The organism is Bacillus sp. 5B6 (assembly GCF_000259405.1).
GTDB classification, from domain to species: domain Bacteria; phylum Bacillota; class Bacilli; order Bacillales; family Bacillaceae; genus Bacillus; species Bacillus velezensis.
The window spans coordinates 3722705-3737500 of the sequence record NZ_AJST01000001.1; the positions used below are offsets into that span (position 1 = coordinate 3722705).

Here is a 14796-nt window from a genome sequence, read left to right on the forward strand (position 1 = left end):
TTATTTACCTAAACAAAATTGTGAAAAGAGCTGATCAATTAAGCTTTCGTGGACGGCATCACCGATGATTTCGCCCAGCAGTTCCCAGCACCTTGTCAAATCAATTTGGACCATATCAATCGGAACATCCTGTTCAATTCCGTTCAGCGCATCATCAATCGCTTGCTTTGCCTGATGCAGAATCGAGATATGACGGGTGTTGCTGACATAGGTGAGATCTCCGCTTTCGATCGCTCCTGTATAAAATAGCGACTGAATCGCTTCCTCTAAATCTTGAATGCCTTCTTCTTTCAGCAATGAGGTCGTGACGACAGGCCGGCCTTTCGCCAGTTCCTTGACGCGCTCAGCGTCAATCTTAGCCTCAAGGTCCGTCTTATTCATAATGACAATGACGTCCATTCCCTCAACCGCTTCAAACAATTTCACATCTTCTTCAGAAAGCTCTTCGCTGTGGTTAAGCACAAGCAAAATGAGATCCGCTTCCTTCAGAACCTGCCGTGACCGTTCCACACCGATTCTTTCAACGATGTCTTCTGTCTCACGGATTCCCGCGGTATCAACAAGCCGAAGCGGCACGCCTCGCACGTTGACATATTCCTCAATCACATCACGCGTCGTTCCCGGAATATCGGTTACGATCGCCTTCGTTTCATGGACAAGGCTGTTAAGCAGAGAGGATTTTCCGACGTTCGGACGGCCGATGATCACGGTAGACAGTCCCTCACGCAAAATTTTCCCCTGCTCAGACGTACGGAGCAGCGCCTCGATTTCTTTCTTCACGCCGCTTGCCTTCTCCACTAAAAGCTGATGCGTCATTTCTTCGACGTCATCATATTCCGGATAATCTATATTAACCTCAACATGGGCAAGTGTTTCTAACAACTCATCACGCAGACGGCGGACAAGCGCGGAAAGCCGTCCTTCCATCTGGTTCATGGCGACATTCATGGCACGGTCCGTTTTGGCCCTGATCAGATCCATCACCGCTTCCGCCTGTGATAGGTCAATCCGTCCGTTTAAAAATGCGCGCTTCGTAAACTCACCGGGTTCTGCCAGTCTCGCACCTTCTCTTAAAGCAAGCTGGAGCACCTGATTAACCGTCACAATACCCCCGTGACAGTTGATTTCAATGACATCTTCCCTTGTGAATGTTCTGGGCGCTCTTAAAACAGACACCATGACTTCCTCAATAATCCGTCCCGTCGTGCTATCCGCGATATGCCCGTAATGAATGGTATGCGATTCTGCCGAACTGAGCGTTTTGCCTTTCGGACCCTTGTACATTTTGTCGGCGATCTCTACGGCTTCCGGGCCGCTCAGCCGAACGATCGCGATCGCGCCTTCACCCATCGGAGTTGAAATCGCTGCAATTGTATCCATGCTGTTCACCTCTCTTTATCTCTGTTTCCATCTATATAAAAAATTTTATTTACGCCAAAATTAAAAGATAACATAGTTTGGTTTGAAGTGGAAGATACGTTATCCACAAAGGCAGAAATTCATCCCTTATTACTTTAACTTATCCACATGTGAATAACAATTAATTTTATTTCCTAAAGCCTTTTTTATCAACAGCATAGACCGAAAAAGAAAAAACTTAAACGCAAAAAATGCGATTCTGCTTAGGAATAGAGCCATTTTTACCAATAAAAAAACCGAAGTTCCGATTTTACCCGGACTTCGGTTTTCTGCTATCTTTATGGGAAATAACGAGATGGCGGTACCGGCCTTCACCGGTAGAAAAAGTTTTGATATTTGGATGCTTTGACAGCGCGTCATGGATGATTTTTCTTTCACCTGACGGCATCGGTTCTAAATGCACATCTTTTTTCGTTTTCGACACTTGTTTGGCCAGCCTGTTTGCCAGCTGATCCAGAATTTCTCTTCTTTTCCGCCGATAATTCTCAGCGTCGACAACGGCTTGGCGATACTGGCCGGAGCCGCGGTTCAAAACAAGCTGCGTCAATGTTTCCAGGGCATTGAGTGTTTGTCCTCTTTTGCCAATAAGCAGCGCCGCTTTTTCACCTTTAATGTGAAAACAGACTGTTTTCTTGTTTTCTTCCGTAACAATCTCAGAAGGCCCGGCAATGGAATGGATGATTTCTTCCAAATACGTTTTCGCTTCCTGAACAGGATTTCTTTTCTCTTCCAGTTCTACGATCGCATTCTTTTTCCCGAAAATACCCAAAAACCCTTTATATTCTTCTTGCACCACCGTTATTTCTACTTGATCTTTCGTCAGTTGAAGTTCCTGAAGGCCTGATTGAACTGCTTCTTCGACATTCCGTCCCGCAGCAGTCACCTTCTTCACTTTTTCTTTCCTCCCGCTTTCTGCGTTTCCGGATCGTGTTTAATGTCAGGTCCTTTAATAAGGAATGTCTGAGCAATCATAAACAGGTTTCCGACTACCCAATACAGAGAAAGCGCGCTCGGGAAGTTGATCGCAAATACGATGATCATGATCGGCATAATCCATACCATCATTGCCATTTGAGGATTCTGAGTCGGATTTCCGGCCATCATCAGCTTCTGTTGGACAAAAGTGGCCACACCGGCAACGATAGGAAGAATATAGTAAGGATCCTTCTCTCCTAGGTCAAACCATAAAAAGCTGTGCTGTGAAATGGCTTGCGTACGCATAATGGCGTGGTAGAATCCGATCAAAATTGGCATTTGAATCAGGATCGGGAAACATCCCGCCAGCGGGTTCACCCCGTGCTTTGAAAACAGGGCCATCGTTTCCTGCTGAAGCTTCTGCTGCGTTTTTTGATCTTTAGAGCTGTATTTTTCTCTGAGCTTCTGCATTTCAGGCTGCAGCGCCTGCATCGCTTTTGAGCTTCGAAGCTGCTTGATCATCAGCGGCAGAATCAGCAGACGAATTAAAATCGTAACGATGATGATCGATAAACCATAGTTATCGCCCGTCAGTTTCGCTACGTACGTAATAACTTCTGACAATGGATACACAACATATTTGTCCCAGAAATGCGGACTATTCGCCGTAATCGGCTCTTTCACACTCGAGCACCCGGCCAGCAGCACGAGCATACCGACCATACTCAGTAGTAACCATATTCTCCTTTTCAAGAACGTTTCCTCCTATACCAATCTTTATGAACCTTGTATGTATTTTAGCATCTTTCAGTTTCAAATGGCGTTCATTTTTCGCCAAATAAAAGGAAGCGCTTTTAAAAACGTGAAGAAAACAAAATATGAGCTATTTTGACGAAGATTTCTTATATAATGAGGTTTTTCTGAATAAGTGCTGCAGACTCTTTTTCGTTTCTTCAAAACTGAGGTCGCCGGCGGGTTTTCTTGCGATAATAATAAAATCTTTCGGCTTGAGCAGCTCTTTTTCCTCCTGAACAGCCTGTCTGATTAACCGCTTCACCCGATTACGCACGACGGCATTGCCGATTTTTTTACTGACAGAAAGCCCTACCCGGAGCTCTTCCTGTTTCGGCTGATCAAGCGTATACAGCACGAACTGGCGGTTTGCCATAGACGTTCCGCGTTTAAACACTTTTTGAAAATCTTCATTTTTCTTTAACCGATTTCGCTTCTTCACTTTAATTCACTCCGATATTCACTCGCAGAAACTTTTATTTCTATCTAAAAAAAACGGGCCGCCGGAATACTGAAGAAATTTCTCCAGTACCGGGCGACGCATGACATCACTTTTCTCTTAATGTGAAAAAAGACCACTGACATTATTCAGTGGCCTAAGCTGATAATACTTTTCTGCCTTTGCGGCGACGGCGTGCTAATACTAGACGACCGTTTTTTGAACTCATACGGCTTCTGAAGCCATGAACTTTACTGCGTTTACGGTTATTCGGTTGGAATGTTCTTTTCATTTATGACACCTCCCTCGAGGAATAGCTGTTAAAGACAGTCTTACTTATTATATTTGTGCTGCCTATTCATTGTCAACTTCAGCAGTGCTTTTATTTCTTACAACCATAATAGGATAACATACCTTAACCAGTTTAGAAACCTTATTTTTCACATTCCTTTTTTTAACGCAAAAAAAAGCCGCGCTCCCCCGAAAAAACGACATGTGGATAATTTTTTTGCCTTTTTTTAATATCCACAGTCGTTATCGACAACATTTTCACATTGCTAACTCCTGTGGACAAAGATTTTTCAACAAGTTGTCAGGTTTGTGGATAAGATTACGAGAACCATTGCAAGTCCTCGCTTAATTTGATATTATATTTGTGTTTTAACTCTTAATTACTAATCTAGCCCATTCTCTTTATCCACAAACTGTGGATAAGTTGTGGATTGTTTTCACACAGCTTGTGTAGATTGTTGTCCACAACTTGTGGAATTTGTCGAAAAGCTGTTTTTCTACTATACTATATGTTTTCAACATTTCGTGTGTACGAATGGTCAGAGCCATATGCTCTTTTTTTGTGTTCTATAACAGGGAAAGGGCGCTGATTTTTAAAGAAAAGGAGGGCTGTGCCGGATAATGGAGAATATATTAGATCTTTGGAATCAAGCTCTAGCTCAAATTGAGAAAAAGCTAAGCAAACCGAGTTTCGAAACTTGGATGAAGTCGACGAAAGCCCATTCGCTGCAAGGGGATACCTTAACCATCACCGCTCCCAATGAATTTGCCAGAGACTGGCTGGAGTCCAGGTACTTACATCTCATTGCAGATACCATATACGAATTAACCGGGGAAGAATTGAGCGTCAAATTTGTCATTCCTCAAAATCAGGACGAAGAAAACTTTTTACCGAAACCGCAAGTGAAAAAAGCGGCAAAAGAGGAACCGTCTGATTTTCCCCAAAGCATGCTCAACCCGAAATATACATTCGACACATTCGTCATCGGATCGGGAAACCGATTCGCCCATGCAGCATCACTGGCTGTGGCGGAAGCACCCGCTAAAGCGTACAACCCTTTATTTATATACGGGGGAGTCGGCTTAGGAAAAACCCACTTAATGCACGCGATCGGCCATTATGTCATTGATCATAATCCTTCAGCCAAAGTGGTGTACCTGTCTTCTGAAAAATTCACAAATGAATTCATCAACTCAATCCGCGATAATAAAGCCGTTGATTTCCGCAACCGCTACCGGAACGTTGATGTACTTTTGATAGATGATATTCAATTTTTAGCCGGAAAAGAACAAACACAGGAAGAGTTTTTCCATACATTCAACACGCTTCATGAAGAAAGCAAACAAATCGTGATTTCCAGCGACAGACCGCCGAAAGAGATCCCGACCCTTGAAGACCGCCTGCGTTCGCGGTTCGAATGGGGATTGATTACGGATATCACACCGCCGGATCTGGAAACGCGGATTGCCATCCTGAGAAAAAAAGCAAAGGCGGAAGGCCTTGATATTCCGAACGAGGTCATGCTTTACATTGCGAATCAGATTGACAGCAACATCCGCGAACTGGAAGGGGCATTAATCCGGGTTGTCGCCTATTCATCCTTAATCAATAAAGACATTAACGCAGACCTGGCTGCAGAAGCATTGAAAGATATTATTCCGTCTTCTAAGCCGAAGGTCATTACGATAAAAGAGATTCAGCGGATTGTCGGACAGCAGTTCAACATTAAGCTTGAAGATTTCAAAGCGAAAAAGCGTACGAAATCCGTAGCGTTCCCAAGACAAATCGCGATGTATCTTTCAAGAGAAATGACAGATTCTTCTTTGCCTAAAATCGGGGAAGAATTTGGCGGCAGAGACCATACAACCGTCATTCACGCCCATGAAAAGATTTCAAAACTGCTGATTGATGACGAGCAGCTTCAGCAGCAGGTGAAAGAAATAAAAGAACTTCTTAAATAATAGTGTCCTCGGATGAATCGGGGAAAGTGTGAATAACTTTTTCATAGCCATACACAGTCTGTCCACATGTGGATAGGCTGTGTTTCCTGTCTTTTTCACAACTTATCCACAAATCCACAGGCCCTACTATTACTACTGCTATTTTTAAAAATATATTAATTATATTATCCGTTAGGAGGATAAACATGAAATTTACGATTCAAAAAGATCGTTTAGTCGAAAGTGTACAAGACGTTCTAAAAGCCGTTTCATCCAGAACCACAATTCCCATTCTCACTGGTATTAAGATCGTCGCCTCAGATGAAGGTGTATCTTTCACAGGAAGTGACTCTGATATTTCAATCGAGTCATTCATTCCGAAAGAAGATGATGATAAAGAAATCGTGACGATCGATCAGCCGGGAAGTATCGTGCTGCAAGCGCGTTTCTTCAGTGAAATCGTTAAAAAACTGCCGATGGCGACTGTTGAAATCGAAGTTCAAAATCAATATTTAACGATTATCCGTTCCGGAAAAGCCGAATTTAATTTAAACGGCCTTGATGCAGATGAATATCCGCATCTACCGCAAATCGAAGAGCATCACGCCATTCAGATTCCGACGGATCTTTTAAAAAACCTGATCCGCCAGACCGTGTTCGCTGTGTCCGCCTCAGAAACACGCCCTATCTTGACAGGTGTAAACTGGAAAGTCGAAAACGGTGAATTATTATGCACTGCCACGGACAGCCATCGACTCGCTTTGAGAAAGGCGAAGCTTGATATTCCGGAAGACAGCTCTTATAACGTCGTCATTCCCGGGAAAAGCTTAACCGAGCTGAGCAAAATTCTTGATGACAACCAAGAACTGGTTGATATCGTCATTACAGAAACCCAAGTTCTGTTCAAAGCGAAAAACGTATTGTTCTTCTCAAGATTGCTTGATGGAAACTATCCGGACACGACCAGCTTAATTCCGCAGGAAAGCAAAACGGAAATCGTCGTGAACACGAAGGAATTTTTACAGGCGATAGACCGTGCTTCTTTATTAGCGAGAGAAGGCCGAAACAACGTTGTAAAGCTTTCTGCCAAACCGGCGGATTCGCTGGAGATTTCATCAAATTCTCCGGAAATCGGGAAAGTGGTCGAAGCTGTGCTGGCTGACCAGATTGACGGCGAGGAATTAAATATTTCATTCAGTCCAAAATATATGATGGACGCACTGAAAGTACTTGAAGGAGCGGACATCCGTATCAGCTTTACGGGAGCGATGAGACCGTTTCTTATCCGTACGCCGAATGATGAAACCATCGTTCAGCTCATCCTTCCGGTCAGAACGTATTAATCAAACAGAATGTGCTGCCGGCTTAGTTCGGCAGCTTTTCTATTCATCAGCCGCTCCCTCAAGTTTTCCCTTTCCTTATTTCAGGATTTTTTAGTACAATTAGATATTAGTGATATTTGAAAGAGGTCGATAATATGGCAAATCCGATTTCGATTGATACAGAAATGATTACGCTTGGCCAGTTTTTAAAATTAGCCGATGTGATTCAGTCCGGCGGCATGGCGAAGTGGTTTCTGAGCGAGCATGAGGTGACTGTCAACAATGAACCTGACAATCGCCGCGGCAGAAAGCTTTACGTTGGAGACGTGGTCGCGATTGAAGGATTTGGTTCATTTCAAGTCGTCAATTAAAGCGGGTGACAGCGGTTGTATATCCAAAATTTAGAATTAACATCCTACCGTAATTATGAGCGCGCTGAGCTTCAATTCGAAAACAAGGTGAATGTGATCATCGGGGAAAATGCCCAAGGCAAAACCAATCTGATGGAAGCCATCTATGTCCTTTCGATGGCAAAGTCACACCGCACCTCAAATGACAAAGAACTTATACGGTGGGACGAAGACTATGCTAAAATAGAAGGAAGAGTGATGAAGCGTAACGGGGACATCCCGATGCAGCTGGTCATCTCCAAAAAAGGTAAAAAGGGCAAGGTCAATCATATAGAGCAGCAAAAACTCAGTCAGTATGTCGGAGCGCTGAACACCATTATGTTTGCCCCTGAGGATTTAAATCTCGTCAAAGGAAGTCCTCAGGTGAGGAGGAGATTTCTCGATATGGAGATCGGGCAGGTTTCTGCCGTTTATCTGTATGATTTATCTCTTTATCAAAAAATCCTTTCACAGCGGAATCATTTTCTGAAACAGCTGCAAAGCCGGAAACAGACTGACCGGACTATGCTTGACGTTCTCACTGATCAGCTGATTGAAGCAGCCGCAAAAGTTGTCGCCAAACGTCTGCAGTTTACGGCACAGCTTGAAAAATGGGCGCAGCCGATCCATTCCGGCATTTCCCGGGGACTTGAAGAACTGACGCTTAAGTATCACACGGCGCTTGATGTATCAGATCCCAAAGATTTGTCGAAAATAGGTAACAGCTACCAGGAGTCTTTTTCGAAATTAAAAGAAAAAGAAATAGAACGAGGCGTCACATTATTCGGACCGCATCGGGATGATGTCCTTTTTTATGTGAACGGACGCGATGTGCAGACGTACGGTTCACAGGGACAGCAGCGTACGACGGCTTTGTCTTTGAAGCTGGCCGAAATAGATTTGATTCATGAAGAAATCGGAGAATACCCCATTTTACTTTTGGATGATGTACTAAGCGAGCTGGATGATTACCGACAGTCCCATTTGCTTCATACGATCCAAGGCCGTGTGCAGACATTTGTCACCACGACAAGCGTGGATGGCATTGACCACGATACCTTACATCAAGCAGGAATGTTCCGTGTGGAAAACGGTACGTTAGTGAAGTGAAGAAATGAGGTGAGCGATTGTATATTCATTTAGGTGACGACTTTGTCGTTTCAACACGCGATATCGTCGGCATTTTTGACTGCAAGGTCAATGTATCGCCGATTGTTGAAGAATTTCTGGACAGACAGAAAGAAAAAGTAGTGCCGTCCGTAAACGGCACGCCAAAGTCTATCGTAGTCACGACTGAGAATATATATTACTCTCCCTTATCTTCCGGCACACTGAAGAAACGTGCGCAATTTATGTTAGAAATAGATTCTTAGCGGATCTTTACAATGAATATATCGTTTAAGAAAAGTGTAGGTGAATGTGCATGGCTATGGAACAGCAGCAAAATAGTTATGATGAGAATCAGATACAGGTATTAGAAGGTTTGGAAGCTGTTCGAAAGAGACCGGGGATGTACATCGGATCAACTAACAGCAAAGGCCTTCACCACTTGGTGTGGGAAATCGTCGACAACAGTATTGACGAAGCCCTGGCCGGTTATTGTACAGATATTAACATCGAGATTGAAAAAGATAACAGCATTACCGTTAAGGACAACGGGCGCGGAATTCCGGTCGGTATCCAGGAGAAGATGGGCCGCCCTGCGGTTGAAGTCATCATGACCGTTCTCCACGCCGGCGGTAAATTTGACGGAAGCGGATATAAAGTGTCCGGCGGTCTTCACGGTGTAGGGGCGTCTGTCGTAAACGCCTTGTCGACCACTCTTGACGTTACGGTTCATCGTGACGGAAAAATCCACTATCAGGCGTACGAGCGCGGTGTACCTGTGGCCGATCTTGAAGTGATCGGTGATACTGATAAGACCGGAACGATTACGCACTTCGTTCCGGATCCGGAAATTTTCAAAGAAACAACCGAATACGACTATGACCTGCTTTCAAACCGTGTCCGGGAATTGGCCTTCCTGACAAAAGGCGTAAACATCACGATTGAAGACAAACGTGAAGGACAAGAACGGAAAAACGAGTACCACTACGAAGGCGGAATCAAAAGCTATGTTGAGTACTTAAACCGTTCCAAAGAAGTCGTTCATGAAGAGCCGATTTATATCGAAGGCGAGAAAGACGGCATAACGGTTGAAGTTGCATTGCAATACAACGACAGCTATACAAGCAATATTTATTCTTTCACAAATAATATCAACACATACGAAGGCGGCACGCACGAAGCCGGATTTAAAACCGGTCTGACCCGTGTCATAAACGACTATGCAAGAAGAAAAGGGATTTTCAAAGAAAATGATCCGAATTTAAGCGGGGATGATGTGAGAGAAGGGCTGACTGCCATTATTTCAATTAAGCATCCTGATCCGCAATTCGAAGGTCAGACGAAAACGAAGCTCGGCAACTCCGAAGCGAGAACGATCACTGACACGCTGTTTTCTTCTGCGCTGGAAACATTCCTTCTTGAAAATCCGGACTCAGCCCGCAAAATCGTTGAAAAAGGTTTAATGGCCGCAAGAGCGCGGATGGCAGCGAAAAAAGCGCGGGAATTGACCCGCCGCAAAAGTGCGCTTGAGATTTCCAATCTGCCGGGCAAACTGGCGGACTGTTCTTCTAAAGATCCGAGCATTTCCGAGCTGTATATCGTAGAGGGTGACTCTGCGGGCGGATCAGCGAAACAGGGACGGGACCGTCATTTCCAAGCCATTCTGCCGCTGCGCGGTAAGATTCTGAACGTTGAGAAAGCCAGACTTGATAAGATTCTCTCAAACAATGAGGTCAGATCAATGATCACGGCCCTCGGAACAGGAATCGGAGAAGATTTTAATCTTGAAAAAGCGCGTTATCATAAAGTGGTCATCATGACGGATGCCGATGTTGACGGCGCCCACATCAGAACGCTTTTATTAACGTTCTTCTACAGATACATGCGGGAAATCATCGAAAACGGCTATGTCTACATTGCCCAGCCGCCGCTTTATAAAGTGCAGCAGGGAAAACGGGTGGAATACGCTTATAATGATAAGCAGCTTGATGAGCTGTTAAAAGAACTTCCGCAATCACCTAAGCCCGGCCTCCAGCGTTATAAAGGTCTTGGAGAAATGAACGCGACTCAGCTTTGGGAAACGACAATGGACCCTGCGACCAGAACGCTTCTGCAAGTTAATCTTGAAGATGCAATGGACGCTGACGAGACTTTTGAAATGCTGATGGGTGACAAAGTAGAACCGCGGAGAAACTTCATAGAAGCAAACGCCAGATACGTGAAAAATCTTGATATTTAACCAAGAAAGCCTTATTTTCGTTAAGAAATAAGGCTTTTTTCTCAAAGTGGCTTCTAAAGCCTCTGAAAACCCGCAAAACCCGTATATTCTACTAAATTAATGTGTATAAACACAAGTTTATTGATATAATGGAGAATAGTGAAATCGTATTGAAGATCATAATGGACAATCTACTCCCACATTATTTCATGTGATACTTCAGGGAGGTTTTTTTAATGAGTGAACAAAACACACCACAAGTACGTGAAGTCAATATCAGTCAGGAAATGCGGACATCCTTCCTGGACTATGCAATGAGCGTTATCGTATCCCGGGCGCTTCCGGATGTGCGTGACGGTCTGAAGCCGGTTCACAGGCGGATTTTGTACGCAATGAATGATTTAGGCATGACCAGTGACAAACCATATAAAAAATCTGCCCGTATCGTCGGTGAAGTTATCGGTAAGTACCACCCGCACGGTGACTCAGCGGTTTACGAATCAATGGTCAGAATGGCGCAGGATTTTAACTACCGCTACATGCTTGTTGACGGACACGGCAACTTCGGTTCGGTTGACGGCGACTCAGCGGCCGCGATGCGTTACACAGAAGCGAGAATGTCAAAAATCGCAATGGAAATCCTCCGGGACATTACGAAAGATACGATTGATTATCAAGATAACTATGACGGCGCAGAAAGAGAACCTGTCGTCATGCCTTCGAGATTTCCGAATCTGCTCGTAAACGGAGCTGCCGGTATTGCGGTCGGAATGGCGACAAATATTCCTCCGCATCAGCTTGGGGAAGTCATTGAAGGCGTGCTTGCCGTAAGTGAGAATCCTGAGATTACAAACCAGGAGCTGATGGAATACATCCCGGGCCCGGATTTTCCGACTGCAGGTCAGATTTTGGGCCGGAGCGGCATCCGCAAGGCATATGAATCCGGACGGGGATCCATCACAATCCGGGCTAAGGCTGAAATCGAAGAGACATCATCAGGAAAAGAAAGAATTATTGTCACAGAACTTCCTTATCAGGTGAACAAAGCGAGATTAATTGAAAAAATCGCAGATCTTGTCCGGGACAAAAAAATCGAAGGAATTACCGATCTGCGTGACGAATCCGACCGTAACGGAATGAGAATCGTCATTGAGATTCGCCGTGACGCCAATGCTCACGTCATTTTGAATAACCTGTACAAACAAACAGCCCTGCAGACGTCTTTCGGAATCAACCTGCTGGCGCTCGTTGACGGACAGCCGAAGGTACTGAGCCTGAAACAATGTCTGGAGCATTATCTTGATCACCAAAAGATTGTGATCCGGCGCAGAACGGCTTACGAACTTCGCAAAGCGGAAGCGAGAGCTCACATTCTGGAAGGTTTAAGAATCGCTCTCGATCATTTAGATGCTGTTATTTCTCTTATCCGCAGTTCCCAGACGGCTGAAATTGCGAGAACGGGTTTGATCGAACAATTCTCACTGACTGAAAAACAAGCGCAAGCCATTCTGGATATGCGCCTTCAGCGATTAACCGGTCTGGAGCGCGAAAAGATTGAAGAGGAATATCAATCACTTGTTGCGCTTATCGCCGAGCTGAAAGATATTTTAGCCAATGAAGAAAGAGTTCTTGAGATCATCCGTGAAGAACTTAATGAAATCAAAGAGCGTTTCAATGATGAGAGACGCACTGAAATCGTGACGTCCGGTCTTGAAACAATTGAAGATGAAGATCTTATCGAGAGAGAAAACATCGTCATCACACTGACCCATAACGGCTATGTTAAACGTCTCCCGGCGTCCACATACCGCAGCCAAAAAAGGGGCGGAAAAGGCGTACAGGGAATGGGAACGAATGAAGATGACTTTGTGGAACACTTAATTTCCACATCAACGCACGATACGATCCTGTTCTTCTCTAATAAAGGGAAGGTATACCGTTCTAAAGGATATGAAATCCCTGAATACGGCCGTACGGCAAAAGGCATTCCGATTATTAACCTTCTGGAAGTTGAAAAAGGCGAATGGATTAATGCCATTATTCCGGTCAGCACGTTTGATGAGGAGCAATACCTCTTCTTTACGACCAAACAAGGGGTGTCGAAACGTACGGCACTGTCCCAGTTTGCGAATATACGGAATAACGGACTGATCGCCCTAGGTCTCCGGGAAGACGATGAACTGATGGCCGTCCGCCTGACTGACGGCAAGAAACAAATCATCATCGGAACGAAGAACGGTTTGCTGATCCGTTTCCCTGAAGAAGATGTAAGACAAATGGGACGCACAGCTGCGGGTGTTAAAGGCATCACGCTGACAGACGATGATGTCGTTGTAGGCATGGAGATTCTTGAAGAAGACTCCCACGTCCTCATAGTGACAGAAAACGGCTACGGCAAACGCACACCGGCTTCAGAATACAGAGTTCAAAGCCGGGGCGGAAAAGGCCTTAAAACATGTAAAATCACTGACAGCAACGGTCCGTTAGTAACCGTGAAAGCAACAAAAGGCGAAGAGGACTTAATGATTATTACGGCAAGCGGCGTGTTAATCAGAATGGATATTAATGATATCTCCACTACGGGACGCGTAACACAAGGCGTCCGTCTGATTCGCATGTCTGATCACGAGCATGTAGCCACTGTGGCGCTTGTGGAAAAGAATGAAGAAGAGCCGGAAGAAACGGAAGAAGTATAAACGTAAAAGCGCAGCTGTAACAGGCTGCGCTTTTACTATATAAAGAAATGAAAAAAAGCTTTGACACATAATGATGATGCTGATATAATAATTTTTGTTGTCTTTTTAATAGAAAGGCAAGCCTAGCGAAAATATTTTTCAAAAAAAGTATTGACCTAGCAAACTGAAAATGTTATGATTAAGAGGTCGCTTCGAGAGAAGTGAAAAAAGTTCTTTGAAAACTAAACAAGACAAAACGTACCTGTTAATTCAAAGTTTTAAATAAATCGCACAGTGATGTGCGTAGTCAGTCAAACTACTTTATCGGAGAGTTTGATCCTGGCTCAGGACGAACGCTGGCGGCGTGCCTAATACATGCAAGTCGAGCGGACAGATGGGAGCTTGCTCCCTGATGTTAGCGGCGGACGGGTGAGTAACACGTGGGTAACCTACCTGTAAGACTGGGATAACTCCGGGAAACCGGGGCTAATACCGGATGGTTGTTTGAACCGCATGGTTCAGACATAAAAGGTGGCTTCGGCTACCACTTACAGATGGACCCGCGGCGCATTAGCTAGTTGGTGAGGTAACGGCTCACCAAGGCGACGATGCAGAGTTTGATCCTGGCTCAGGACGAACGCTGGCGGCGTGCCTAATACATGCAAGTCGAGCGGACAGATGGGAGCTTGCTCCCTGATGTTAGCGGCGGACGGGTGAGTAACACGTGGGTAACCTGCCTGTAAGACTGGGATAACTCCGGGAAACCGGGGCTAATACCGGATGGTTGTTTGAACCGCATGGTTCAGACATAAAAGGTGGCTTCGGCTACCACTTACAGATGGACCCGCGGCGCATTAGCTAGTTGGTGAGGTAACGGCTCACCAAGGCGACGATGCGTAGCCGACCTGAGAGGGTGATCGGCCACACTGGGACTGAGACACGGCCCAGACTCCTACGGGAGGCAGCAGTAGGGAATCTTCCGCAATGGACGAAAGTCTGACGGAGCAACGCCGCGTGAGTGATGAAGGTTTTCGGATCGTAAAGCTCTGTTGTTAGGGAAGAACAAGTGCCGTTCAAATAGGGCGGCACCTTGACGGTACCTAACCAGAAAGCCACGGCTAACTACGTGCCAGCAGCCGCGGTAATACGTAGGTGGCAAGCGTTGTCCGGAATTATTGGGCGTAAAGGGCTCGCAGGCGGTTTCTTAAGTCTGATGTGAAAGCCCCCGGCTCAACCGGGGAGGGTCATTGGAAACTGGGGAACTTGAGTGCAGAAGAGGAGAGTGGAA

The 14796-nt window shown here is 45.1% G+C and carries 12 protein-coding genes and 1 rRNA gene (1 of these 13 running past the window's edge); 8 read left to right on the forward strand and 5 right to left on the reverse strand.

Translation table 11 applies throughout. The features are described 5' to 3' along the window. From mnmE to rpmH, 5 genes are all read right to left on the reverse strand, one after another. On the reverse strand, positions 1–1380 hold the full coding sequence (mnmE, locus tag MY7_RS17895) for a tRNA uridine-5-carboxymethylaminomethyl(34) synthesis GTPase MnmE (protein WP_007615094.1): 1380 nt from the start codon (positions 1378–1380) through the stop codon (positions 1–3). A gap of 289 nt (positions 1381–1669) precedes the next feature. Beyond that, entirely contained in the window at positions 1670–2311 is a 642-nt protein-coding gene (jag, locus tag MY7_RS17900) for an RNA-binding cell elongation regulator Jag/EloR (protein ID WP_007615095.1), read from the reverse strand. Next, complete coding sequence (gene spoIIIJ, locus MY7_RS17905) at positions 2308–3057, reverse strand: YidC family membrane integrase SpoIIIJ (RefSeq protein WP_007409906.1); 750 nt, start codon at positions 3055–3057, stop codon at positions 2308–2310. Before spoIIIJ ends, jag begins: the two co-directional genes overlap by 4 nt. Before the next feature lie 160 nt (positions 3058–3217). Next, the gene (gene rnpA / locus MY7_RS17910; RefSeq protein WP_004392944.1) at positions 3218–3568 is read right to left on the reverse strand and encodes a ribonuclease P protein component; all 351 of its coding nucleotides are present in this window, start codon (positions 3566–3568) and stop codon (positions 3218–3220) included. Positions 3569–3722: 154 nt separating this feature from the next. Further along, positions 3723–3857 (reverse strand): 50S ribosomal protein L34, encoded by a 135-nt coding sequence (gene rpmH / locus MY7_RS19455; RefSeq protein WP_003178075.1) that lies wholly within the window; start codon positions 3855–3857, stop codon positions 3723–3725. 620 nt (positions 3858–4477) lie between these two features. Between rpmH and dnaA the strand changes: the two genes are divergently transcribed. From dnaA to MY7_RS17950, 8 genes are all read left to right on the forward strand, one after another. After that, complete coding sequence (gene dnaA / locus MY7_RS17915) at positions 4478–5818, forward strand: chromosomal replication initiator protein DnaA (RefSeq protein ID WP_007409908.1); 1341 nt, start codon at positions 4478–4480, stop codon at positions 5816–5818. A gap of 185 nt (positions 5819–6003) precedes the next feature. Continuing rightward, complete coding sequence (gene dnaN, locus MY7_RS17920; protein ID WP_007409909.1) at positions 6004–7140, forward strand: DNA polymerase III subunit beta; 1137 nt, start codon at positions 6004–6006, stop codon at positions 7138–7140. 134 nt (positions 7141–7274) lie between these two features. Continuing rightward, on the forward strand, positions 7275–7490 hold the full coding sequence (rlbA, locus tag MY7_RS17925; RefSeq protein WP_004392910.1) for a ribosome maturation protein RlbA: 216 nt from the start codon (positions 7275–7277) through the stop codon (positions 7488–7490). 15 nt (positions 7491–7505) lie between these two features. After that, positions 7506–8618 carry a DNA replication/repair protein RecF gene (gene recF, locus MY7_RS17930; RefSeq protein WP_007409910.1) on the forward strand — a complete coding sequence of 371 codons (1113 nt, stop codon included), beginning with the start codon at positions 7506–7508 and terminating at the stop codon, positions 8616–8618. Between the two features lie 17 nt (positions 8619–8635). Then, entirely contained in the window at positions 8636–8881 is a 246-nt protein-coding gene (remB, locus tag MY7_RS17935) for an extracellular matrix regulator RemB (protein WP_004392908.1), read from the forward strand. Between the two features lie 56 nt (positions 8882–8937). After that, positions 8938–10854, forward strand: coding sequence for a DNA topoisomerase (ATP-hydrolyzing) subunit B (gene gyrB / locus MY7_RS17940; RefSeq protein WP_007409911.1), 1917 nt, complete (start codon positions 8938–8940; stop codon positions 10852–10854). A 215-nt stretch (positions 10855–11069) separates the two neighbouring features. Beyond that, positions 11070–13529 (forward strand): DNA gyrase subunit A, encoded by a 2460-nt coding sequence (gene gyrA, locus MY7_RS17945; protein ID WP_007615117.1) that lies wholly within the window; start codon positions 11070–11072, stop codon positions 13527–13529. 584 nt (positions 13530–14113) lie between these two features. Continuing rightward, a 16S ribosomal RNA gene (locus MY7_RS17950) occupies positions 14114–14796 on the forward strand; it runs 867 nt beyond the window's last position.